This is a genomic window from Sneathia sanguinegens (assembly GCF_001517935.1).
Classification (GTDB): domain Bacteria; phylum Fusobacteriota; class Fusobacteriia; order Fusobacteriales; family Leptotrichiaceae; genus Sneathia; species Sneathia sanguinegens.
Genome location: NZ_LOQF01000005.1, coordinates 58,473 through 81,824, shown reverse-complemented (window position 1 = coordinate 81,824; position 23,352 = coordinate 58,473). Strand labels below are relative to the sequence as shown.

Annotated in this window: 22 protein-coding genes and 1 other RNA gene; 6 read left to right on the top strand and 17 right to left on the bottom strand. The window is 26.6% G+C overall.

The features are described 5' to 3' along the window. Positions 1-35: 35 nt before the first annotated feature. From ffs to AWT65_RS03420, 3 genes are all read left to right on the top strand, one after another. Positions 36-297, top strand: an RNA gene (ffs, locus tag AWT65_RS03430) — signal recognition particle sRNA large type. Positions 298-317: 20 nt separating this feature from the next. Continuing rightward, entirely contained in the window at positions 318-1,454 is a 1,137-nt protein-coding gene (locus AWT65_RS03425) for a cation diffusion facilitator family transporter (RefSeq protein WP_066729380.1), read from the top strand. A 12-nt stretch (positions 1,455-1,466) separates the two neighbouring features. After that, on the top strand, positions 1,467-3,614 hold the full coding sequence (locus tag AWT65_RS03420; protein WP_066729379.1) for a peptidase U32 family protein: 2,148 nt from the start codon (positions 1,467-1,469) through the stop codon (positions 3,612-3,614). Between the two features lie 35 nt (positions 3,615-3,649). On the opposite strand, the gene AWT65_RS03415 is transcribed toward AWT65_RS03420, so the two are convergent. The 17 genes from AWT65_RS03415 to AWT65_RS03335 all read right to left on the bottom strand — a co-directional run bounded on the left by AWT65_RS03415 (position 3,650) and on the right by AWT65_RS03335 (position 20,192). Continuing rightward, the gene (locus AWT65_RS03415; protein ID WP_066729377.1) at positions 3,650-5,563 is read right to left on the bottom strand and encodes a YadA-like family protein; all 1,914 of its coding nucleotides are present in this window, start codon (positions 5,561-5,563) and stop codon (positions 3,650-3,652) included. Positions 5,564-5,658: 95 nt separating this feature from the next. Beyond that, positions 5,659-7,575, bottom strand: coding sequence for a YadA-like family protein (locus AWT65_RS03410; RefSeq protein ID WP_066729375.1), 1,917 nt, complete (start codon positions 7,573-7,575; stop codon positions 5,659-5,661). A 9-nt stretch (positions 7,576-7,584) separates the two neighbouring features. Beyond that, positions 7,585-8,031, bottom strand: a complete 447-nt coding sequence (locus AWT65_RS03405) for a GNAT family N-acetyltransferase (RefSeq protein ID WP_066729373.1) — start codon at positions 8,029-8,031, stop codon at positions 7,585-7,587. A 52-nt stretch (positions 8,032-8,083) separates the two neighbouring features. After that, positions 8,084-8,458: a 50S ribosomal protein L17 gene (rplQ, locus tag AWT65_RS03400; RefSeq protein ID WP_066729372.1), complete on the bottom strand. Its 375-nt coding sequence runs from the start codon at positions 8,456-8,458 to the stop codon at positions 8,084-8,086. Positions 8,459-8,480: 22 nt separating this feature from the next. Beyond that, a complete protein-coding gene (locus AWT65_RS03395; RefSeq protein WP_066729370.1) occupies positions 8,481-9,434 on the bottom strand; it encodes a DNA-directed RNA polymerase subunit alpha in 954 nt (317 codons plus the stop codon). Between the two features lie 48 nt (positions 9,435-9,482). Next, the gene (gene rpsD, locus AWT65_RS03390) at positions 9,483-10,070 is read right to left on the bottom strand and encodes a 30S ribosomal protein S4 (protein ID WP_066729369.1); all 588 of its coding nucleotides are present in this window, start codon (positions 10,068-10,070) and stop codon (positions 9,483-9,485) included. Positions 10,071-10,096: 26 nt separating this feature from the next. Beyond that, positions 10,097-10,483: a 30S ribosomal protein S11 gene (gene rpsK, locus AWT65_RS03385; RefSeq protein ID WP_066729367.1), complete on the bottom strand. Its 387-nt coding sequence runs from the start codon at positions 10,481-10,483 to the stop codon at positions 10,097-10,099. A 23-nt stretch (positions 10,484-10,506) separates the two neighbouring features. After that, positions 10,507-10,872 carry a 30S ribosomal protein S13 gene (rpsM, locus tag AWT65_RS03380; RefSeq protein WP_066729365.1) on the bottom strand — a complete coding sequence of 122 codons (366 nt, stop codon included), beginning with the start codon at positions 10,870-10,872 and terminating at the stop codon, positions 10,507-10,509. A gap of 153 nt (positions 10,873-11,025) precedes the next feature. Beyond that, positions 11,026-11,139: a 50S ribosomal protein L36 gene (rpmJ, locus tag AWT65_RS03375; protein WP_066729364.1), complete on the bottom strand. Its 114-nt coding sequence runs from the start codon at positions 11,137-11,139 to the stop codon at positions 11,026-11,028. A 13-nt stretch (positions 11,140-11,152) separates the two neighbouring features. Continuing rightward, complete coding sequence (infA, locus tag AWT65_RS03370; protein ID WP_066729362.1) at positions 11,153-11,371, bottom strand: translation initiation factor IF-1; 219 nt, start codon at positions 11,369-11,371, stop codon at positions 11,153-11,155. 99 nt (positions 11,372-11,470) lie between these two features. After that, positions 11,471-12,187: a MetQ/NlpA family ABC transporter substrate-binding protein gene (locus AWT65_RS03365; protein ID WP_332307249.1), complete on the bottom strand. Its 717-nt coding sequence runs from the start codon at positions 12,185-12,187 to the stop codon at positions 11,471-11,473. Then, the gene (locus AWT65_RS03360; RefSeq protein WP_066729361.1) at positions 12,187-12,828 is read right to left on the bottom strand and encodes a methionine ABC transporter permease; all 642 of its coding nucleotides are present in this window, start codon (positions 12,826-12,828) and stop codon (positions 12,187-12,189) included. The genes AWT65_RS03365 and AWT65_RS03360 overlap by 1 nt, the downstream gene beginning before the upstream one ends. Then, positions 12,821-13,540 (bottom strand): methionine ABC transporter ATP-binding protein, encoded by a 720-nt coding sequence (locus AWT65_RS03355; protein WP_066729359.1) that lies wholly within the window; start codon positions 13,538-13,540, stop codon positions 12,821-12,823. Before AWT65_RS03355 ends, AWT65_RS03360 begins: the two co-directional genes overlap by 8 nt. 231 nt (positions 13,541-13,771) lie before the next feature. Then, complete coding sequence (locus AWT65_RS03350; protein ID WP_066729357.1) at positions 13,772-16,987, bottom strand: coiled-coil domain-containing protein; 3,216 nt, start codon at positions 16,985-16,987, stop codon at positions 13,772-13,774. Between the two features lie 9 nt (positions 16,988-16,996). Continuing rightward, positions 16,997-17,950 carry an ROK family protein gene (locus AWT65_RS03345; RefSeq protein ID WP_066729356.1) on the bottom strand — a complete coding sequence of 318 codons (954 nt, stop codon included), beginning with the start codon at positions 17,948-17,950 and terminating at the stop codon, positions 16,997-16,999. Positions 17,951-17,961: 11 nt separating this feature from the next. Continuing rightward, positions 17,962-19,329: an NADP-dependent glyceraldehyde-3-phosphate dehydrogenase gene (locus AWT65_RS03340; RefSeq protein WP_269744836.1), complete on the bottom strand. Its 1,368-nt coding sequence runs from the start codon at positions 19,327-19,329 to the stop codon at positions 17,962-17,964. Positions 19,330-19,340: 11 nt separating this feature from the next. Then, positions 19,341-20,192, bottom strand: a complete 852-nt coding sequence (locus tag AWT65_RS03335; protein WP_066729354.1) for an alpha/beta fold hydrolase — start codon at positions 20,190-20,192, stop codon at positions 19,341-19,343. Positions 20,193-20,433: 241 nt separating this feature from the next. Between AWT65_RS03335 and AWT65_RS03330 the strand changes: the two genes are divergently transcribed. The 3 genes from AWT65_RS03330 to AWT65_RS03320 are packed head-to-tail and all read left to right on the top strand — an operon-like array spanning position 20,434 to position 23,352. Continuing rightward, on the top strand, positions 20,434-21,567 hold the full coding sequence (locus tag AWT65_RS03330; protein WP_066729353.1) for a carbohydrate kinase: 1,134 nt from the start codon (positions 20,434-20,436) through the stop codon (positions 21,565-21,567). Then, positions 21,557-22,468 carry a pseudouridine-5'-phosphate glycosidase gene (locus AWT65_RS03325; protein ID WP_066729351.1) on the top strand — a complete coding sequence of 304 codons (912 nt, stop codon included), beginning with the start codon at positions 21,557-21,559 and terminating at the stop codon, positions 22,466-22,468. The genes AWT65_RS03330 and AWT65_RS03325 overlap by 11 nt, the downstream gene beginning before the upstream one ends. Continuing rightward, a complete protein-coding gene (locus tag AWT65_RS03320) occupies positions 22,468-23,352 on the top strand; it encodes a tRNA dihydrouridine synthase (protein WP_066729348.1) in 885 nt (294 codons plus the stop codon). The genes AWT65_RS03325 and AWT65_RS03320 overlap by 1 nt, the downstream gene beginning before the upstream one ends.

Here is a 23,352-nt window from a genome sequence, read left to right as displayed (position 1 = left end):
ATTTTTTTTTTAAATAATGTTACTATTTATAATGGTCATACAAGCTGGGGAGCTAGCGGTGCCCTATATCCACAATCCGCTTTAGTGGAAGCCATATTATTTTTAAGGTACACTTTGGTATTACGCCATATGAGGAAGTGTTGAGAGTGTAGTTCTATTTGGTAGAAATTAGGCGAACTATGTCAGATCGGGAACGAAGCAGCATTAAGACTAGATTTCTAGGTTTATAGAGTAGCTACACTTGAGTGAAATCATATGAAACGGATGGTAATTGTGTTTCGAGAATTTAATGTATGACCTTTTTATATGGAGGTTTTATGAAAATAAATATAATTGAAAATAATGAACAAATTTGTTATGCAATTTTAGAAGAAAATATAGTAAAAGAATTTTATGTAATCCCTAATAAAAGATATATTAGTTATGGAAAAACTCTTCTTACAAAATGCTTACAATATGCTAAAAAAAATAATTTTGATAGTCTTATTGTTCCTAATTTTGATAATGCCCTATATAATCTTCTAAAAAAAGAAGGTTTTAACATTGAAAATAACAGACTTGTTTATTCAGGTTTATTAGATGAAAAACAACAAGAAAGTACTATTTTTTATACAAGTATTTTTTCCTTTATACTAAATTTAGTACTCGCCTTATTAAAAATAGTCATTGGATTTTTCTTTGGTTTTTTTAGTATTATAGCTGACGGTATTAATTCGTCTTCAGATTGTATAACAAATTTGTTAGTTGTTATAGGTTTTAAAATTTCTACTTCTCCCGAAGATAAAAAAAGACCCTTTGGTTATGGTAAAATTGAATCTATTTTCAGCTTATTGATTGCAACAATAATGCTTTTATCTTCTCTAAGTGCTATACTTGAAAGTATAAAGGTATATATATCAAATAAAACCGATAGTCTAATAACTAATAATTATTTACTTTTTTTCTTTACTTTTCTTTTTATACTTTTAAAAATATTTCAATATATTTTTGTTAGACAGGTTGCTTACAAATTCAATAATGCACTTTTAAAAACTTTAATTAAAGACTATTTATCAGATATTTTAGTTTCTACTTCAGTATTTTTCACAACACTTTTAGCTATATATATATCAAAAAAAATAGACCTAGTTGTTTCTACATTAATCAATATATATATTATCTATCAAGCAATTAATTTACTTTACGAACACAGTTTAATCCTTATAGATACGCAAAATAAAAATATACTTAATGAAGTAAAAACTACACTTTTAGAAAATGAAAAAATAAAATATGTACACGATCTTTATATGATACAATCTGGAAAGCACATATATATTTATGCTGATGTCAGAGTTGATAAAAATTTAACAGTTGAAATTTCACATGAATTAGCTGAAAAAGTTAGCTTAGATGTAAGAAAAAGAAATAATGATATAAAGCGTGTTACTTTACATATAGAACCCATATATTAGGAGGTGAAATAATTGAATATTATAGGTCCAGCTGGAAATTATGAAAAATTAGAAGCAGCTATAAAGGCTGGGGCAACTGAAGTATACTTTGGCTTAAGAGGCTTCGGTGCAAGAAGAAACAATGATAATTTAGGTTTTAAAGAACTATTAGATGCTATAGATTATGCCCACCTTCGTGGTGTAAAATGTCTTCTAACCCTAAATACTATTATGAAAGATATAGAATTAAAAAATGTAATAAAAAATTTTTTACCCATATATGAACATGGTATTGATGCTGTCATAGTACAAGATTTAGGTTTAATTTCTATTCTTAAAGAAAATTTTAAAGATTTGACCCTTCATGGAAGTACACAAATGACAGTTTCTAATCATATAGAAGCTAATTTTCTTAAATCTATAGGTTTATCACGTATTGTTTTAGCAAGGGAACTTTCTTTTGAAGAAATAAAAAAAATTAGAGAAAACACAGATATTGAACTAGAAGTATTTGTTTCTGGGGCTATGTGTATTTCATATTCTGGTAATTGCTATATAAGTAGTTTTATAGGTGGTCGTAGTGGAAATCGTGGTATGTGTGCATATACTTGTAGAAAACAATTCAAACAAGATGATAATAAACTAAGATACACCTTATCACCAAATGATCAATTATTAACTTTTAATGAAATAAAAAAATTAGAAGAAATTGGTATTAATGCCATAAAAATAGAAGGTCGTAAAAAAAATGAAAATTATGTATTTGAAACAGTTAGCTATTATCGTGATGTATTAAATAATATTAATAGACCTTCACTTAGTTATAAGCTCTTCAATAGAGGCTATTCAAAAGGGTATTTTTACCTTGATGATAAACTTATGAATTTAAATTATTCATCTAATTTTGGTTATCTTTTAGCAAGTGTTAAAAATAATAAGATACATCTATATGACGAACTTGAAACTGGTGATGGTATTCAATTTGTAAATAGTAACTTTCAAACCATATCTGGTGAATTTGTTAATAAAATAATACAAAATGGTAAAAAAGTTACTAAGGCAACAAAGGATTCATATGTTAACTTAGATATTCCTAAAAATACAGCTTTCATTTATAAAAATTATAGTAAAAAACTTAATGATGAAATAAAACAAAAAATACAAAATACGAAAAGAACTATTGATATACAAGCAAAATTAAAAGCTATTTTAGGTCAACCCCTTTCTCTAACTTTTAGTTATAAAAATTTTTGTGTAGAGGTTCAAACCATAACTCTTAACGAATTATGTAAAAAAAATATTTCTGAAAATGATATATATAATAAAATATCAGAATTAGGTGATACTACTTTCAAGCTTACAAATTTAGAATTAAATTATGACAAAGTTAGCTTTATTCCCTTTAGTGAATTAAAGGAAATAAAAAGACAGGCTAGTGAAAAATTAAAAAATTTAATTTTAAATTCTTATCATAAAGCTAAAGTTGAAGTTAAATATGAAACTTTTCCTAAAACTAATGAAAAAAAAGACTTTATTATTTCTGCCTTAGTTGAAAATAAAGAACAAGAACGGGCTTGTAAAGACTTTGGAATAAAAAAAATATACCATTCAGGTTATGACATATCTAAAGAAAAAAATTTAAATACACCTGAAATTAAAAATGTAGGTACCTTAGCATATAATTTTGAACAATTACTTCGTGGAAAAAAACAAAATATTATACAATCTACTAATTGGAATATGAACATATTTAATAATTACAGTCTTAATTTTATGGCAAAATTTTCAAATATTGATACTGTGTTTCTTTCACCTGAATTAAGTTATAAGCAATTAAAACATCTTACATCCAATAGCATAAAAAAAGGACTTGTAATTTATGGTTATTTAAAGGGTATGTACATAGAACATGATCTATTAAAAAAATCATATATGCAAATACAAGGTGAATTTTATGATAGATATATCTTAAGAAAAAATAAACTTAATAATGTTGAACTTTATTTATACAAACCAATGAATTTAATACCTAAATTAGATTTAATTGAAAACTTAGGAATAGATGAATTGCGTCTAGATTTTACTTTTGAAAATTATGAACAAGTTCTTAAAATTTTAAATAGCTTAAAAAAACGAAGTGGAACATACAATCCCTATGCTTTTGAAATGGGTGTATCATAAAAGCTGTACTGGTTTAACCAATACAGCTTTTTATCTTATTTTTTCAATTCTAACAAGGCTTTTTCTAATCTTTCAAGTCTTTCCTTATATTCTTTTATTTGTCTTTCACTTTGTTCTTTATATTCTTTAAATTCTCTCTCAACTTTACTTAAATTTTCTGTAGACTTATCATATTTTTTTATTGCTACACCTACACCTAAACCAACTGCAACATGTCCAAAACTATTAATAGACCCACTTAACTTATATACTACATTTCTTCTATTATTAGTTCCACTAAAGCCAACGGCTACTGAATGAGAACTTCCATAATAACCATATGCTGCTGATAAATTATATTTACTTTCTTCATTTACTTGTGGAAGATTTGACATTGCTACTGCATTTGATATTCCACTTACAGCCAAATTTGATTTTTCAGAAACATTATTAAATTTATCTTTCAAATCTTTAAGTTCTTTTATATCCTTTTTTATATTATCTAAATCTTCAACTACAAGAACATCATTTTTATCAGAACTATTTTCGCTAGGAGTAGTTTCACTAGTATTTTTATCATTTAATGAGCTTTTTATATTAGATAATTTAAATAATTCTTTTGCCTTTATTTTAACTTCACCAGTATACTCTTTATTATCTTTTGTATAATATTTATTTTTAAATTTATATAAACTTTTTCCTTCTGTTGTTGCATATTCAAATGGTGTAGAATTATCAACATAAGTCTTCAATTCTTTTAATTGTGCTACATTGACTGCATCTGTGTCATAATAACCTGCAGCAACATTGGCTATTTGTCTTGTTCCATATCTAGGATCACCTATTGACACTACACCTAAATTTGCTTTCCATACTCTATCATTTTTCATTGCTTCCATTGCTTCTGGTAATTTTTTTCTATCCTTTTGTGCTATTTCTCTTAATTTTTCTCTTGTAATTCCCTTATATTTTCCATCTATAGCACTATATGGTCTATATCCATCTTTATCGCTAGCTTTATCTGCTCTTGAACTAGAACCAAGTGCAACACTACCTTCTCCAAAAACCTCAGCACTATATCCTAATGCTGTTCCTTGTTCACCAATTACTTTAGAATTAGTTCCTAATGCAAGCCCATAAGTTCCATATGCTGTTGCATTACTACCAACTGTTGTAGAACCTTTTCCTAAACTCATAGTACCATAACCTAATGCAGTTGTTGTATCATTTAAAGCACTTGAACGAGGTCCAACAGCTGTTGCTGCTTGTCCTTTTGCTTTTGCAGAATTACCAATTGCAACATTTCCATCACTATTAGAATTTTCTACTTCTGCACCGTCTCCTATTACAACACTTCTCATAGAATTTTTTGCTTTATTTGAATAACCCAATAAAGTATTATTATTTAAGTAATTACCTGATTTTACAAGGTCTTTCTTTATTTCTTTATCATCTTTATCTTTCTTTTCTATTACTTTCTTTATTACATTTTTATTGTAAATATTATATGGATCAAAAGCTTTATATAGTATATCTTCATCTTTTGTAAGTTTTCCTTCTTTTACATTTTTAATAATTCCATTTATTAAACTAAAATTGTATTTTACAATTTCATAACTTTTTACACCCTTACTTTCTTTTATAGCATTTAGTATTTCACCATCAGATTTGGCTTTATTGGCTTTAACAATAGCTAAAACATCTTTATAATCATTAGCTAATTTATCTGAAATTGCTTTTTTAATTTCTTCTTCACTCTTATTTTTATTTGCTATTGCAATATCCAAAAATTCATCATTTACTTCATTGTAATTTCCACCAACAACATTGTCATGACCATTTATCTTATTATTTAAACTTGAATTAAAAATTAAATTGTATGCTCCCTCAGTAGTTGTATTACTATCTGCAACATATGAAACACTAGCTAAAATAGATATAACTAAACAAACTACGGCTGATTTTTGCATAATAACCAACTCCTTTTATATATGTTTATTTTTCAGTTATATTATACCACCAAAAAAAAGAAAAAAAAAGAGTGTCATACACTCAATTTTTTGGTTTATTTTTTTAATTCCAACAAAAGTTTTTCTAATTTTTCTAACTTTGCTTTATACTCATCCATTTGTTTTATATACGTATTTATTCTTCTTTCACTTTGTTCTTTATATTCTTTAAATTCTTTCTCTACTTTACTTAAATTTTCTATTGAATTATCAGATTTTTTTAAGCTTACACCTAAACCTAAACCAACTGCAATATTTCCTGAATTATTAATAGAGCCACTTAATTTATAACTAAACATATTTTTTGTTCCACCAAGACCCAATGCCACTGAATGAGAATTTCCATAGAAACCATAAGCTACCATTAAGTTACATTCAGAATTTTTATTCACTTGCGGAAGATTTGCCATTGCTACTGCATTAGATATTCCATTCATTGCTAAATTTGATTTTTCAGAAACATCATTGAATTTATTTTTAAAATCTTTAAGTTCTTTTATATCCTTTTTTATATTATCTAAATCTTCAACTACAAGAACATCGTTTTTATTAGAACTATTTTCGCTAGGAGTTCTACTAGTATTTTTATCATTCAATGAGCTTTTTATATTTGATAATTTAAATAATTCTTTTGCCTTTATTTTAACTTCACCCTTATACTCTTGATTATCAAGGGTATAATATTTATTTTTAAATTTATATAAACTTTTTCCTTCTGTTGTTGCATATTCAAATGGTGTAGAATTATCAACATAAGTCTTCAATTCTTTCAATTGTGCTACATTGACTGCATCTGTGTCATAATAACCTGCAGCAACATTTGATATTTGTCTTGTGATAAATGCATCAATGCTACTATTCTTATCACTTCCAATTGATAAAACACCTGAATTAGCCTTCCAAATAGTATTTTTTCTCATTGTTTGGAAATAATTACCTTTAAAATTATCAAGATTCATAATATCTACTTTCTGATATTTTTTATCAATTTCATTATATGGACTATAACCTTCTTCTTCACTAGCATCATCTGCAAGTGAATTTATTCCTAAAGCAATACCACCTTTAGTATTAACCACAGTACTAGTTCCTATAGCTATTCCTGCTTCTTTATAAACCTTTGCATTAGTTCCAAATGCTATACTAAATTTACTTAAGGCTAATGATTTATCACCTATTGTTATACTATTTTGCCCTAAACTTTCACAATTATATCCTAATGCAATTGAATACATATTTAAAGTTTTAGAATTATCTCCTATTACTATTGACCCAGAACCTATCGCTTTATTATCATTACCAATAACTACGCTTCCATCCATATTTGAATTTTCAATTTCAATATTATTTCCTAATACAACACTATTTTTTGCAAAGTCTATTTTATTTCTTTTACCCAAGATAAGATTATTATTTAAATAATTTTCCATATTACCTAAATATTCTTTTATTTCTTCTTCACTTTTATTTTTATTTTCATCTGTTATAAGAAAATCTAATATTTTTGAAAATCTTTCTTCCCTAATAATATCTTTTAAGGCTTTAACGCCATATAAGCCTTTTCTTCTTCTACTAATTAAACAATTGATTAGTTCGTAATCATATTTAGTATATTCATAATTTAAATTTAATTTTTCAATAATTTTCTTTTTTATTACATCATCTTTTTTACTCTTATTTTGCTTAATTATTTCACTAATTTTACTATATTTTTGAGCTAAATTTTTAAATATTATATCCAATATTTCTTCTTTACTTTTATTTCTACTTTGTAAAAATATATCAATTAAATATTTATCATTAATTTCATTTGATTTACCACCTATAATATTATCTTTACCAATAATATTATTTCCTTCACTATCTTTTAAAAAAATATTATTCTTCCCATATGCTTTATTATTAGTATTTTCTGAAAATCCCAAAGTTGATATAGCTATTAATAAAAAGTATATTATAGCAGTTTTTTTCATCTTTTGCTCCTATCTATCAATTATCATTTGTAAGTAATCCAAATTAACAAAGCCTAGTTTTTTATATAGTTTTATAGCCCTTTCATTTCCTTTCATTACTTCTAATCTTATTCTTCCAAATTCCTTATACTTATCAAATAAATAATTAAATACTTTAGTCGCTATTCCTAAAGATCTATGTGTATCTACGATATATAGTTCTTCTACTAATAGAACCATAGAAGCAGCTTCTTGTGAAAATGTTTTTGATATCATACAATAACCTACTGGTTTTTCATCTGCTTCTATAAAAAATAGTTCTGAATATATGTTATTATTAAGCATAAAATAGAAAGATTTTTCTAAATTTTCTTCTGGAACAGGATGCAAACATGCACTTGAATTATAGAAAGTATTTGCAAATTTTAAATATACTTCTTTATCATTTTCATTTATATGTCTAATATTTATTTTCATAATTTTTCTCCTTACAAAAAAGACACTCCTATGAAGTGCCTAATTTTATTAACTATACAAGCTCTATAATTGCCATTTCAGCTGAGTCGCCTCTTCTTACATCAGTTTTTACTATTCTTGTATAACCACCATTTCTTTGTGCATATTTTGGTGCTATTTCTTTAAATGCCTTTACTACAGCTGCTTCATTTCTAAGAAATGCAAATGCTTGTCTTCTTAAATGAATTTGCTTCGCAACTTCTTCAGTTGAATTATATTTTTTACCTAATGTTATTACTTTTTCTACAAACTTTCTTAATTCTTTCGCTCTTGTAACAGTTGTTTCAATCTTTTCAGATTCTATCAAAGAAATAGTCATATTTTTTAACATAGCTAATCTGTGATCTGTTCTTCTTCCAAGCTTTCTGTATGATTTTCTATGATTCATTTACTGTTCAACCTCCAATCTTTTATTCAATATTAAATCCATATTCTTTAAGTTTTTCTATTATTTCTTTTAATGAAACCTTACCTAAGTTTTTAACTTTTTCAAGCTCTGCTAAAGTTAATTTTGCAAGATCTCCTATAGTATTTATTTTTGCTCTCTTTAATCCGTTAGTTGCTCTAACTGATAATTGTAATTCTTCTATTTTCATATCACCATATGTATTAGGCTCAGCTACTTCAACTTCTTGTTCTTCTTCAACATCTCCTCTATATTTTGACATTGAATTTCCTATATTTGTAAATGGTTTTACATGAGTTAATAATAGTTCTACTGCATATGATAAAGCATCATGAATTTCAACACTTCCATCTGTTTCTATTTCTAATATTAATTTATCATAGTTAGTAACACGCCCAACCATAGTGTCTTTAACTGTATAATTTACTTTCTTTATTGGTGTATAAATTGCATCTACTGCTAAATAATCTATTTCCCAACCTTCTTTTGAAATTTCATCAGATACAACGAAACCTTCACCAGAATCTACTATAAATTCCATATTAAATTCTCTATCAGTTGTTATTGTTGCTATTACTTGATCAGGGTTAATAATATTTATTCCCATTTCTGCTTTTATGTCTGCAGCAGTTACTACCTTAGGTCCTTTAACTGATAAAGACATTCTCTTTTCACCAGGTTCATCAAGTTCTATAACTATTTCCTTAACATTTAATATTATATCAGTAACAGCTTCTTTTACACCATCTAATGTTGTAAATTCATTTAAAACTCCTTCTATCTTTATTCCCTTTATTGCTGAACCAGGAATTGATGATAAAAGTATTCTTCTTAATGCATTACCAATTGTATTTCCATAACCTCTATACAATGGTTCCAAAGTGTAAATTGCTGAGTATTGATTAATCTTTTCTTCAGATAATCTTATATTCTTAGCTATTTTTTCTATATTTAACAAGCTAAATCACTCCTTGCATTGATTTTATTAAACTAACTGCATAAACTATCATCTTGAATAGAATTCTATTATCATTGCTTCGTCAACTTCAAAATCAACTACATCTCTTGTTGGATTTTCTAAAACCTTTCCAATTTTTTTACCTTCATCTAATTCTAACCAACCAGGGATAGATTTTTTACCTATTGAATTTTTAATAACATCTAATTCTTTAGAATGTTCTTTAACTTCAATAACATCCCCTTGTTTTACTCTAAATGATACTATATTTACTTTCTTTCCATTAACTAGAATATGTCCATGATTAACTAATTGTCTTGCTTGTCTTCTAGTTGACCCTAAACCAAGTCTATAAATAACATTATCTAATCTTCTTTCAAGATATTGAAGTAGTAATTCACCTGTAACTCCTTCTTTTCTTGTTGCTTCTTCATATAATTTATAGAATTGTTTTTCCATAACTCCATATACAAATTTTGCTTTTTGTTTTTCTCTTAATTGTGTTCCATATTCTGTTAATTTTTTATTTGCATTTGCTCTTATATTTCTTTTTGATTTTTTATTTACTCCTAATGCTACTGGATCTAATCCAAGTGTTCTACATTTTTTTAGAACTGGTTGCATATTTCTTGCCATTTGTTAATATTCCTCCTTACCCTAAATTATATTCTCTTCTTAGGTGGTCTTGCACCATTATGAGGTACTGGTGTTATATCTACTACTCTTGTAACCTCTAATTCTGTTGCTTGTATTGATCTTATTGAAGCTTCTCTTCCTGATCCTGGACCCTTAATTTTAATTTCTATCTTCTTCATTCCATTTTCAATAGCAACTTGTGCTGCTTGTTCAGCTGCAATTTGTGCTGCAAATGGAGTTCCTTTTTTAGTTCCTTTGAAACCTGAAGTTCCCCCTGATTTCCATGCTATTACTTTTCCTTCTGTGTCAGTAATAGTAACAACTGTATTATTAAAAGTTGAATGTATATATGCAATACCATTAGGTATATTTTTTAATTTCTTTTTCTTTGAAACTGTTGCTTTCTTTGCCACTTAAGCTTTCCTCCTATTCACTATTATTTCTTTTTAGCTACTGCCATTCTTGCTGGACCTTTTCTTGTTCTAGCATTTGTCTTTGTCTTTTGACCTCTTACTGGTAGACCCATCTTATGTCTTAGACCTCTATAACATTTTATATCTGTTAATCTCTTTATATTAAGTCTAATTTCTTTTCTTAATTCTCCTTCGATCTTATAATCATCCATGATTTTTCTGATCTTTCCTAAATCTTCTTCTGTAAGATCTTTAACCTTTATATCCTTGTCTACTCCAGCTTTTTTCAATATTTCATTTGAAGTACTTCTACCTACTCCAAAGATATATGTTAGTGAAATTTCAACTCTTTTGTTTCTTGGTATATCCACTCCTGCTATTCTAGCCAAATTTTTTCCTCCTTTAAATTTGATATTACCTTCATCAATATGCCTTACCACATAATTTTATTGATAAGAACAAGCCCTACAGCTAAACATATCTTTACAATTTTTATATCTAGGTATGTATAAAAATTATTAATAATGTTTAATCTATTTTTCTTATCCTTGTCTTTGATTATGTTTACGGTTTTCGCATATTACTCTAACGACTCCTGATCTTTTAATGATCTTGCATTTGTCGCAAATGCTTTTAACAGATGCTTTAACTTTCATCTGAAAACCTCCTTTATTTTTTTCTGTAGACGATTCTGCCACGTGACAAGTCATATGGAGAAATTTCTACCGTAACCTTGTCACCCGGTAAAATTTTAATGTAATTCATTCGCATTTTACCAGATATATGCCCTAATACTATATGCCCATTTTCAAGTTTTATTTGAAACATTGCATTTGGAAGAGCTTCTAGTATCTCTCCTTCAAGTTCTAGAACATCTTGTTTAGCCATTAAATCACCTCGAATCATATATAAAAATGTTACATAACATGCAACTTATTAAGTATAGCATATTATGTAACAAATTTCTAGTCTTTTTTCAATTTTCTTTTAAAAAGCAGGTATTATTTCTCCCTTATATGTAGTTTCTATATATTTTTTTACTTTTTCAGATCTTAATGCCTTCATTAGTTTCTTTATTTTATCATCATTTTCTCTTCCTTTCAATACTGTAACTATATTTGCATATGGTGATTCCTTGCTTTCAACCAAGATTGCCTTATTTTGTGGTATTTTGCTTGAAATTGCAAAATTTGTATTAATTACAGCTCCATCAACTTCTTTAAGTCTAGGTCCTATTTGTTCAGCATTCAAACTAATTATTGAAATATCTTTCATATTTTTAAGCAATTGTAAGGCTCTTTGTTTGTTAGTTGGATCATTAGGTATCAATATTTTAGCATTTTTAGGCAGTTGATCTATATTAGTATATTTATCTGAATAAAGTTTAATTGGTTCTAAATGTACACTACCTACACTTACTAAATCAATATGATTCTTCTTACCAAATTCATTCATATATGGTATATGTTGAAAGAAATTAGCATCCAAACTTTTATCTCTCAAACCTAAATTAGGTTGAATATAATCTGTAAATTCTACTATTTTTAAATTTATGCCTTCTTTTTTCAAATCTTCTTTTATCAATTCCGATATTTGTTTATGTGGTATAGGCGAAACTCCCAAAACCAATGTATTCTCTTTTTTTTCTGAACAGCTAATTAAAGTTACTATTAAAATTATTCCTATTAATATTTTTTTTATCATTATATTCCTCTTTTCTTTTGTATATTTTTAACTATTTTTGAACCTAAATATTGTAATAATTGAACTAAGATAATTATTATCATTGTTGAAATATACATTATCATATTATTTCCTCTTTGATAACCTTCAATTATCGCCATATTACCTAAGCCTCCACCACCAATAACTCCTGCTATTGCTGTATAAGATACTAAAGTTATAAGTGTTAATGTTAAGCCATTAATTAGTGAAGGTAAAGCTTCAGGTATCAATATTTTAAATATTATTTGTCTTGTATTTGCTCCTAATGATAAGCCCATTTCTATTAAACCTTTATCTACTTCGTTCAAAGAATTTTCAACTATTCTTGCTACAAAAGGCACACTAGCTATAGAAAGTGGTATCAAAAAGGCTGTAGTACCATATGATTTACCTACCAATATTCTTGATAAGGGTATTAGTAAGACAATTAATATAACAAAGGGTATAGATCTTGTTACATTTACTAAAAACATATCTAAAATTTTGTGATAAAGTAAATTTTCATTAAGTCCTTCTTTTTTAGTAATTATCAAAGATATTCCCAAGGGAAGCCCAAATATACAAGCTATACTCATTGATATAAAGAGCATATATAAAGTTTCTAAAGTTGCTTCAATCATTTATTCCTCCTATTAATTTTTTTGTAAATTCGTGTTTTGCATTTTCAAAAATTGCATCCGTTTCACCTTTTTCAACTATTTCACCTTCTTTCAATACAACTAATTTATTGCATATTTTTTTTACAACCTCTAATTGATGGGTTATAACAACTATTGTTATTCCCAAGCTTTCATTTATCTTCTTTAATAAATCTAGAATATTACTTGCTATTAATGGATCAAGAGCAGAAGTTGCCTCATCACATAAAAGTATTTTAGGCTTAGTTATCAATGCTCTAGCTATTGCAACTCTTTGTTTTTGACCCCCTGATAACTTTGAGATATAGCTATCTTTTTTATCTGTTAGTTCAACTAAATCTAATATTTCAAATATTCTTTTTTCGTCAATTTTATGTATTAATTCTAAGGGCAATTTAACATTTTCATAAACTGTTCTTGAACTTAAAAGATTGAAATTTTGAAAAATCATGCCTATTTCCTTTCTAAATTCCATAAGTTCTTTACCACTAAGTTTAGATATTTCTTTATCGTCTATTATAATCTCACCACCATCTATTTTCTCTAATTTATTTATAGTTCTAATTAATGTAGATTTACCAGCTCCTGACAAACCAATGACGCCAAAAATATCTCCTTTTTCTATCTTAAAATTTATATTTTTTAATATTTCAATATCTGCATATTTTTTAAAAACTTTTTTAAATTCTATCATTTTACCTCCTATAACAAAAAAACAGACACACAAGTGTGCCTGTTCAATAAAATATACTACAATCTTTTATTATCGGCACACGCAAATTAGCTTGTACCAATAATATATTAGTTACAAGCTATGTATACATATGCATCATCATAAAAGTTGTTGTATATTTCATTATTAATTCCTCCGTTAATTTTTATTTCTCTATTCTACACTAAGTTAAAAATAATTTCAAGTCTTTTTTTAAAATTCTACTGTTAAACCTAATGAATTTTTTATCATAACCCCATCAAAATTATTTCTAACGAATTTTAATGGTACTATCAAATTGTATTCTAAATCTACATTTTTAATAGGTCTATATACAATATCCATAGTAGGCATTATAACATTTACTGGTTTTAACCATTTCTTATACTTTGTTACACTTTCTTTTTCAAAGTATTTATCATAACCACCTTTGAATAAATAACTTGAAAATTTGCTAATATCAACTGGATCTCCAGCTTTCAAATTATCAAAATCTTTATTATTTGTTATAGGTGAATCTGCTTTCTTAATTAATTTTCCGTCCATTCTCTTATATACATTTGCTGAAACATTACCATCATTCAATGATATCTTTTCAAAATCACCAACATATCTAAGACCTGGTCTGAATATCCATTTATTATTCTTTGTTTTTAATTTTAATTTTGTAGTTACATCTGTATTTATACTTAATTTATCATAGTCAACATTATATTCCTTTACATCAAAACCTACATTTTTATTCAATAAACTAAATTTTGCATCTAATTCAAAATATTTTGGTTCATAAGAAAAATCTGCTAACATTGAAATTTTATCTAATTTCGCTTCATTATCACGATATACACTACTATCCAAATTTAGATTAGCACAAATATTAGTCTTTAAGTTTTGATAGTTAATATTAAAATTAAATCCATGTGCTAATTTATTAGAATTATGCTCAATATCTTTTAATTTTTCCATACTTTTTTCTGTATATTCTTTTTTATTGTGTTCATATTCTGTTTGTAATACATGTATACCTGCAAACATATCAAAATTTTCTACTGTTTCTGGTTTTAACATTATATCTGTTATTTTATGTATAGATTTAGTTAAAGGCTTAGATAAAATAACATTAGCTTGCTTAAAATAAGTATTTTCTATATCTTTAAAATCTTTAACTGATTGAACTATTGCTTGATATTTTGAAATTCTTTCTTCTATTTCTTTTTGTTTTTGTAATTTTTCATTTTCTATTTTATTTTTTTCTTCTTCTATTTCTTTTAATTTTTTATCTATTTCAGCAATTTTTCTTTTATATTCTTTTTTGGCTTTTTCAGCTTGCTTTGTAAATGCACTGCAAGCCTCACCATTAGGATTTATTTTACATTCTCTTTTACGTTTATTTTCTGCTATACTTAACTGATCTTCTGTACGTAATTTTTCTCTTTCAGCTCTTTTTTCTTGAAGATTATTTTTAAACAATTCAAATTTTTTACCTAATTCTTCAAATTTATTTTTTAAAATTGTCAATCCATCAGTAGCTAATATACCTGGATTATCAACTATATCTAATAATTTTTTTAATGCTTTTTTTCTTTCTTTGAAATAATTAATTGCTTCTTGTACATCTTTTGGATCTTTTTGATCTTCAATATTTTTTTCTTCTTTTGAAATATTTTCTAAAACTTTAATTACTTCATCCAAACTATTATTAATATCATCTTTTTTTGAAAAAACTTGTTTTTTTATTTCCATTGCATTTTTAGCTAAATTTGAAATTTCACCAAAACTGTAAATTATTTTATCTATAGTTTTTTCTTTAGAGTTAATATTATTTCCAAATTCTTTAAAATATTCTATTTGTGGTATAATATTATCTTTAATAGTAACAATATTTTTAACTGAATTTATTAATTTTTTTGAATCAAGTAGCAAATGCACATCTTTTAGATTATCATCTGGAAATGCAAATTCTATATCATCTATTATACTCATAGTTGGTTTTTTTTCTGTTTTTATTTTTGTTTCATCAGGTATAATTACTGGAAGAGGTATATCAAATTGAGGTATTTCAATTTTTGAATTTTTATCTACAACTTCTTGCTTTGTTCCAGTATTAAATTTTATTTTAGTATATTTCAAAAAAGGTCTAAATTCTTCTGGTATCATATTTGTTAAATAATAACTAGAAACTTCTTCATCATCCTTAAGTCCTATTTCTTCAAAACTTTCTTCTATATATGGGCTAAAATGTTCTAATAAGGCATCTATACTATTTAACTTTCCAAATTTTTCTACTAATTTATTGAAATCACTTTGAGATAAATCTTTTATATCATTTATTGTTATACTATCTTTTTCAATTAAATTCTTAATTTTAGGTGATATTTCTTCTCCTAATTCATTTAACATTGCAGAATATCCTTTATCAAAAGCATATTTTAATATAGGTTTACCATATAGAGTTCCTGTTGGTAGCCCTACTGCTCTTATACTTCCCTTTCTACCAGTTAAAGTACCATTTTCTATGCTTCTTTTTTCTGCAAGTTCCCAATTTTTAAAATATTCAACCTTATTTTCTCCTGGTGCTAATTTAGGTATATCTTTTTTCAAATCTTCTATACTAAATTTATCTGCATTATAGTTTGAAAAATGATATACACCACTTACATTTAATCTTTCATTTGCATTTTTTACTATATCAAAAGTTATACCTGGTGCAAATAAGATTTCTTTTTTATCCTTAGCAAAAGTTACATTATATGCTAATTCTGGGCTGATGATATAGTCAAAGGGAACAATTTTACCCTTGCTTTCAAATTGCATATTTGATTTACCTGATCTATTATCCTCAACTCTAAATTTATCAAGCCCAACATTTTCTTTATCATATCCTTTGATATATAGGTCATTTTCTACTTGAACTTTATCTGTATCTGTCTTTGTATAAAGCACTGCCTTATCTACTTTATGTAAATTATTTGTTTCACCTATTCTGGTAGTTGTTCCATATAATTTTGCACCAAAAGTAGTATATATTTTTTTTGCCTTTATTTCACCATCAAATAAGGTAACATCTAAAAGCCCACCTCTTTTAACTGTCTTTTTAGCAAAATCCATAATATTTTGTTTTTTACCTGTCCCAACTTGTATAACTCCAGGTTTTATTGTTATTTGATCATTATCAAATAATGGTTTAAAAGTATTTACAACATCATTTACCTTACTTGCGAATATACTTCCATTTTTAGGAACTTCCTCATTGTATATATTTTTTCTTGGCAATAATGTTTTTATAATATGTCCTTGGTTAATATTAAAATCTAAACCTTCTATACCATATGATGCACTAAATCCAAATTTCACCTTTCCTTCATATTCTTCATTTGCAAAACCAACACTTGTCAATATTATTGCCATTATTGTAATATATTTTTTCATAGTAACTCCTTACTTTTCCTCCAGCATAGCTAAATATGCTGCTCCATATATTCCAGCATCATTACCTAATATTGCTGGTTTTATTTCTAAGCCTTCAAGTATAGGAGGCAATGTATAATTTTTTATTTTTTTCTTTATTTTATCAAATAATATTTCACCTGCTAATGCAACTCCACCACCTATAACAACAATTTGTGGATCTAATATATTTAATACATTAGATATACCTAATGCTAACATATCTGTGATATATTCAACTATATCCATAGAAAACTTATCCCCTTGTTTTGCAGCATCAAATACATCCTTTGCTTCTACACTTCTATCTTTTACTATTTCATATAATAGATTATTTTTATTTACTTTTAATCTTGATTCTGCTTCACGAATTATACCTGTAGCAGAAGCATATGCTTCAAAACAACCTTTTTGTCCACAACCACATAAAAGTCCATTTGGAATAAGTTTAATATGTCCAACTTCTCCACCTGCTCCTACTTTACCTGAAACCAATTTATTATCAACAATAACTCCTGCTCCTATACCTGTACCTATAGCTAAACCTAATATATCAGAATAGCCTTTTGCTGCTCCTACCCATGTTTCACCAAGAGTTATAACATTAACGTCATTACCCACGTATACTGGTTTTCCTATAATTCCTTCAAATTCCTTTGCTAGGTTTAAATTTTTATCCCAGTTAAAATTTGCAAAAAATTTAACTATTTTATTCTTTACAACAGGTCCAGGTATTCCAACACCTATTGCAACGATATCTGAAAGTTCTATATTTGCTACCTCAATTTCATGTAACATTACATCACAAATTCTTTTAATAGTAGTCTTATATCCTTCTTCCGAAGTAGTTTTAATATTTGCTTTAAATATTAGTGTCCCTTTTTCATCTAGTAAACCTATTTTTGTATTAGTTCCTCCTAAATCAATACCACCATAATATTTCATTTTATTATCTCCTACATATCAAATACTATATTTTTCAATCTTGTCATACTTAATATACTATATCTTATACCTTGTACTCCAATTCCACTATCTTTTATTCCTAAAAATGGAAAATTATCAGGTCCTCTTTGTGTTTTATTATTTATATGTACTGTCCCTACTTCTAATTTTTTAGCTATTTCAAAGGCTTTTGTAATATCCTTTGTAAATATTGCACTTTGCAAACCATAATTTGACATATTAGCTATTTCTATTGCTTCATCTACATTAGCTACAGTAATTATTGGCAAAACAGGTCCAAATGGTTCTTCAAATGCAACCTTCATATCTAATGTAACATTATCGAGTATACATGGATATATTAAATTTTGTTTTCTTTTATTTCCTCTTAATACCTTTGCATTTTTATCTATTGCATCATCTATTAAACTTTGCACAAAATCTGCACTCTTACCATCTATCAAAGGTGTAATATCTGCATTATCCATAGGATGCCCAACTTTTAGCTTATCCACTAAATCACATATTTTAGAAACTAACTCTTCTTTAACTTCTTTATCAACTAATACTCTTTTAATTGCAGTGCATCTTTGCCCTGAATAGCTAAAAGCTCCTTTAACTATTTCACTTGCAGCCTTAGAAAGATCTGCATCTTTTAATACTATAGCAGCATCTTTTCCACCTAATTCCATCATCAAACCTTTTAAATCTGCTTGATTTGAAATTCTTTTACCTATCTGTGTACTTCCTGTAAAATTAATAAAGGCTATATCTTTATGAGTGTTAATATAGTCCCCTATTACACTTCCTCTACCTGTAGCTATAGTTAAAACATCTTCTGGTAAAACTTCATTTAAAATTTTTACCATTTCACTACAAACTAAAGACCCTTGTGTAGGTGGTTTAAATAATACAACATTTCCCATTATTAATGCTGGAACTATTTTAGATAATGAAAGATTAATAGGATAATTAAAAGGTGCTATACATAAAATTATACCTAAGGCTTGTCTTAAACTAAGACATACCTTATCCTTACTTCCAAAACTTTCACCACTATAGACTTCATTTTGTATTCTAAGTGCCTCTTCTATAGTATAATCCATCATTTCAACTGATCTTAAGACTTCTGTTAAACTATCTTTATATGGTTTTGATATTTCAACTGTCATTAATTTTGCTAAATCTTCTGCTCGATTTTTTATCAATTCGCTAGCTTTTCTTAAATAGTTAGCTCTTTTTAATATATCTAGCTCAGAAAATGTTTTATATGCTTTTTTCAATTTTTGTATTTTTTCTTCTATTTCTTCTTTTGTCATCGCTTCAACTTCACCTAATAGTTTTCCATCTATAGGTGAATAAATCTGTATCTTATCCATTGACCCTATCCTCATTTTATATTTTTTAGCCAGTTTTCTATCTTATTATATACTTGCTTTTTATTTATTTCTAGCAAATTATTTTTTCTTCCTTTTTCATTCTTTAATATCTTTATATCTCTTAGCTTATTATTAATAGTTGTAAGATATTTTTTTAATTTTTCATTATTAATATCTTCATCGCTACCACCATAAACCATCAATATATTAATATCTTCTCTTATTTTCTTCATATTCTTTTTAATATACTTCAATAATCTAAATATATCTATATAGTACTTTGGGCTAGCAAGTCTATTATATTCTTTATTTTCCTTAAGCTTTTTTATAACAGACGGATCATTAGTTATTTTATTAAAGTTAAGCTTATAATATGAATTTAATTTACTTTCAGCTTTATTAAATTTAGCTTCTATTTTTGCAATAGCTAAATTCATATTCAAAACTATTCTACTTTCCATAAACATTGATGATAATAATATATTTTTAAACTTATTATTTATACTCAAATATGTTACCAACAAAGCTCCTATTCCTTGTCCAATTAATATTATATCTCTATAATTCACATTGGCAAAAATATCATGTATAAAAATATTAAGATCTTCTAAAACTCCGTCAATTCTATCTTCTCCAAAATCTGTATATTCTTTTTCTCTTAATTTCCCATTTCCTCTATATTCTGGAATATATACATCATAACCTGCATAAAAAAAATATTGTGCAAAATCAGTATATAACTCTATGCTCTCAAACATTCCATGTAACAATACTATTTTTTTACAATTATCCCCATTATTATGTTCATATTTTAAATATTCTATATTCTTTCCATCATGGGCTATATATCTTTCAATTTGCATATTTACTCCCATTTTTTTGTTTAAATTATATCACTTCTTTTTAAAAATATCTAGTGTTTTATATTTTAGGATACATTAAGGTACCTTTTAAAAATTTTTAATATTTTTTTCTTTGTTTTTCCTTAGAATTATCTGGCAAGTTATTAATTTCTTTTGATTTTTTTTAATATCTGTTGACTTTTTTTAAAAAACAGTTATAATTGATTATGTAAATTATTGATTGTATAGGAGGTATAAAAATATGACAAAAAGGGAAAGACAAATTTATGAATTAATCAAGTCTAAACCTAGTATTACACAAAATCAAATAGCAAAAGAGCTTAAAATTTCTAGAGCTTCTGTAGCCGTACATATAACACACATAATACAAAAAGGCTTCATTCTTGGAAGACAATATTTAATTAAGAGTGACCCATCTATATTAGTTATAGGTGCTTGTAATTTAGATTTGCAAGGTATTCCTAATGAAAATTTAAAATTTCACGATTCAAATATAGGTAAAATTAATGTTGGACTTGGTGGAGTTGGTAGAAATATAGCTGTTAATTTAAAAAAATTAATGAGCAATGTTAATTTCATTACTGTATTAGGGGAAAATTTTTACAGTAATAAAATATTAGATGATTTAAATATTAAAAGAATAAATACTTCAGATATATTAAGAGTTCCTGATGACTCAATTTCAATGTATCTATCTATTTTAGATGAAAACGGTGAAATGTTAGCTGGCGTTTCAGATATGAATATTTTGCGTTACCTTACACCAGAATTTTTAAAGACAAAAGAAGAACTTATTAAAAATTCTGAAATTATAGTTATTGATACTAATATACCTAGGGAAAGTATAGAATATATCGCTAATTTAAAACATGGTAAGCAAAAATTAATTGTTGATACTGTTTCAATTAAAAAAGCAGCTAAAATATCTAATATATTAGATAAAATTGATGTTTTAAAAACTAACAAATTAGAAATTGAAGCTTTATTTGACAGAACATTTAGAAATAAGAAAGAAATTAGACAAGCTATGAGAGAATTAATTGCAAAAGGAGTTAAGAATATTTACTTAACTTTAGGACACGAAGGTGTGCTTGCAATGAATTCTAAAAAATCACTTAAGTTACCTCTACCATTAATTAAAAATGTCGTAGATGTTACTGGAGCTGGTGATATCTTTACAGCCACATTAGTATTCTGTACTAAAAATGAACTATCTCTTTCTAAAACTGCTAAGGTTTCACAAGCAGCTTCAACTATTAAGATAGCTCAACATGGTACAGTACCTGAAAACTTCTCATTTGATATTTTAAATGAACAAGTTAAAAAATTATACAATGAAACAATTTTCGTAGGAGATGAACAAGATGAATTTTAAAAACTTTTTAGAAATTAACCCAATAGTAAAGGAAGCACTAGACTCAAACAAACCAGTCGTAGCATTAGAATCAACAATAATTTCACATGGTATGCCTTATCCAAAAAATATGGAAACTGCACTTCATGTAGAAGAAATAATAAAGAATGCTGGTTGTGTACCAGCTACAATTGGAATTATAAATGGAAAATTAAAGATTGGTTTAACTAAAGATGAAATACAAATATTAGCTAAGGAAGGTTTAAAAGTTACAAAAGTAAGTAGAAGAGATATTCCTTATGTTGTATCAAACAAATTAAATGGTGCTACTACTGTTGCTGGTACTATGATAGCAGCAAGCCTTGCAGGTATTAAAATCTTTGCAACAGGTGGTATAGGTGGTGTTCATAGAGGTGCTGAAACAACAATGGATATATCTGCTGACTTAGAAGAATTATCAAGAACTAATGTTGCTGTTATCTGTGCTGGTGCAAAATCAATACTAGATTTAAGATTAACTTTAGAATATCTTGAAACTAAAGGTGTTCCTGTATTAGGATATAAGACAAAAGAATTACCTGCATTCTTCACAAGTAAATCTGGACTTAACTTAGATTATAAGATGGAAAGTGCAAAACAAATCGCTGATTTATTAAATACAAAATGGAGCTTAGGAATTAACGGTGGGGTTGTTATAGCAAATCCAATTCCTCACGAATTTGAAATGGATCCTAAGTTAATTGAAGATGTAATAGAAAAAGCAATTGAAAAAGCTAATAGCTTAGGTATAAAAGGTAAAGACACTACACCATTCTTACTAGATGAAATCCAAAAAGTTACTTCTGGTAATTCATTAGAAGCTAATATACATCTTGTATATAACAATGTTAAATTAGCTTGTGAAATAGCAAAGAATATGTAATGAAAAAACTATATATTGCTCCAATGGCAGGAGTTACAGATTATGCCTTTAGACAAATATTAAAACAATATAAGCCTGATTTAATGTATGCTGAAATGGTAAACTCAAATTTATTTATTAAAGAACATAAAAAAACTTTGAATACTATTATGAAAATGTCTACGGACGAAAAAACTGGAATTCAATTATTTGGTTCCGATATGGATGAACTTATACAAAATTTTTCAAAATTACACGAATTAGGATATACAAATCTATTATTAAATATGGGTTGCCCCCAACATAAAATAACTAAAAGAGGTTGTGGGGCAACTCTTTTAGATAAAATTGATGAAATTGAATATTTACTAGCTTCATTAAATAAAAAGGATATAAGAATTTCTCTCAAATTAAGAAATTGTAAAAATATTATAAACTTTTTTGAACTTGCTAATAAATATGAAATACCTTATCTTTGTTTACATTCTAGAACAAAGGAAGAAAAGTTTGAAAATGAAGCTGATTTCACATTAATACACAAACTTGCAAAAGTAGATAGAAATTTTGACTTTATTGCTAATGGAGGTATTTATTCCTTAGAAGATTATAAAAAATTGCAAAATGAAAATATTGATGGAATAATGCTTGCAAGAGGTGTTATAGGTAGACCTTGGCTTATTAAAGAAATAAAGGAAGGGAAAAAATATAGCCCATCTTTACAAGAAGTCAAAGAAATTGTTATTAGTCATATGAACTATATTTTAGAAGATAAAGGAATAAAAAAGGCTAGTATAGAAATTAATAAATTTTTAGAAGCTTATTTCAAAGATTTTAATGTAGATGTTAATAAGATTATTCTTGAACAAGACTTTGAGAAAAAAATTGAGTTAGTACAAAGTGCATAA

Bases quoted from the DNA above. Each gene is read 5' to 3' on its own strand.
- AWT65_RS03425 (WP_066729380.1), top strand. From the start codon at position 318: ATGAAAATAAATATAATTGAAAATAATGAACAAATTTGTTATGCAATT.
- AWT65_RS03415 (WP_066729377.1), bottom strand. From the start codon at position 5,563: ATGCAAAAATCAGCCGTAGTTTGTTTAGTTATATCTATTTTAGCTAGT.
- AWT65_RS03410 (WP_066729375.1), bottom strand. From the start codon at position 7,575: ATGAAAAAAACTGCTATAATATACTTTTTATTAATAGCTATATCAACT.
- AWT65_RS03405 (WP_066729373.1), bottom strand. From the start codon at position 8,031: ATGAAAATAAATATTAGACATATAAATGAAAATGATAAAGAAGTATAT.
- rplQ (WP_066729372.1), bottom strand. From the start codon at position 8,458: ATGAATCATAGAAAATCATACAGAAAGCTTGGAAGAAGAACAGATCAC.
- rpsD (WP_066729369.1), bottom strand. From the start codon at position 10,070: ATGGCAAGAAATATGCAACCAGTTCTAAAAAAATGTAGAACACTTGGA.
- rpmJ (WP_066729364.1), bottom strand. From the start codon at position 11,139: ATGAAAGTTAAAGCATCTGTTAAAAGCATTTGCGACAAATGCAAGATC.
- infA (WP_066729362.1), bottom strand. From the start codon at position 11,371: ATGGCTAAACAAGATGTTCTAGAACTTGAAGGAGAGATACTAGAAGCT.
- AWT65_RS03365 (WP_332307249.1), bottom strand. From the start codon at position 12,187: ATGATAAAAAAAATATTAATAGGAATAATTTTAATAGTAACTTTAATT.
- AWT65_RS03360 (WP_066729361.1), bottom strand. From the start codon at position 12,828: ATGATTGAAGCAACTTTAGAAACTTTATATATGCTCTTTATATCAATG.
- AWT65_RS03355 (WP_066729359.1), bottom strand. From the start codon at position 13,540: ATGATAGAATTTAAAAAAGTTTTTAAAAAATATGCAGATATTGAAATA.
- AWT65_RS03350 (WP_066729357.1), bottom strand. From the start codon at position 16,987: ATGAAAAAATATATTACAATAATGGCAATAATATTGACAAGTGTTGGT.
- AWT65_RS03345 (WP_066729356.1), bottom strand. From the start codon at position 17,950: ATGAAATATTATGGTGGTATTGATTTAGGAGGAACTAATACAAAAATA.
- AWT65_RS03340 (WP_269744836.1), bottom strand. From the start codon at position 19,329: ATGGATAAGATACAGATTTATTCACCTATAGATGGAAAACTATTAGGT.
- AWT65_RS03335 (WP_066729354.1), bottom strand. From the start codon at position 20,192: ATGCAAATTGAAAGATATATAGCCCATGATGGAAAGAATATAGAATAT.
- AWT65_RS03330 (WP_066729353.1), top strand. From the start codon at position 20,434: ATGACAAAAAGGGAAAGACAAATTTATGAATTAATCAAGTCTAAACCT.
- AWT65_RS03325 (WP_066729351.1), top strand. From the start codon at position 21,557: ATGAATTTTAAAAACTTTTTAGAAATTAACCCAATAGTAAAGGAAGCA.
- AWT65_RS03320 (WP_066729348.1), top strand. From the start codon at position 22,468: ATGAAAAAACTATATATTGCTCCAATGGCAGGAGTTACAGATTATGCC.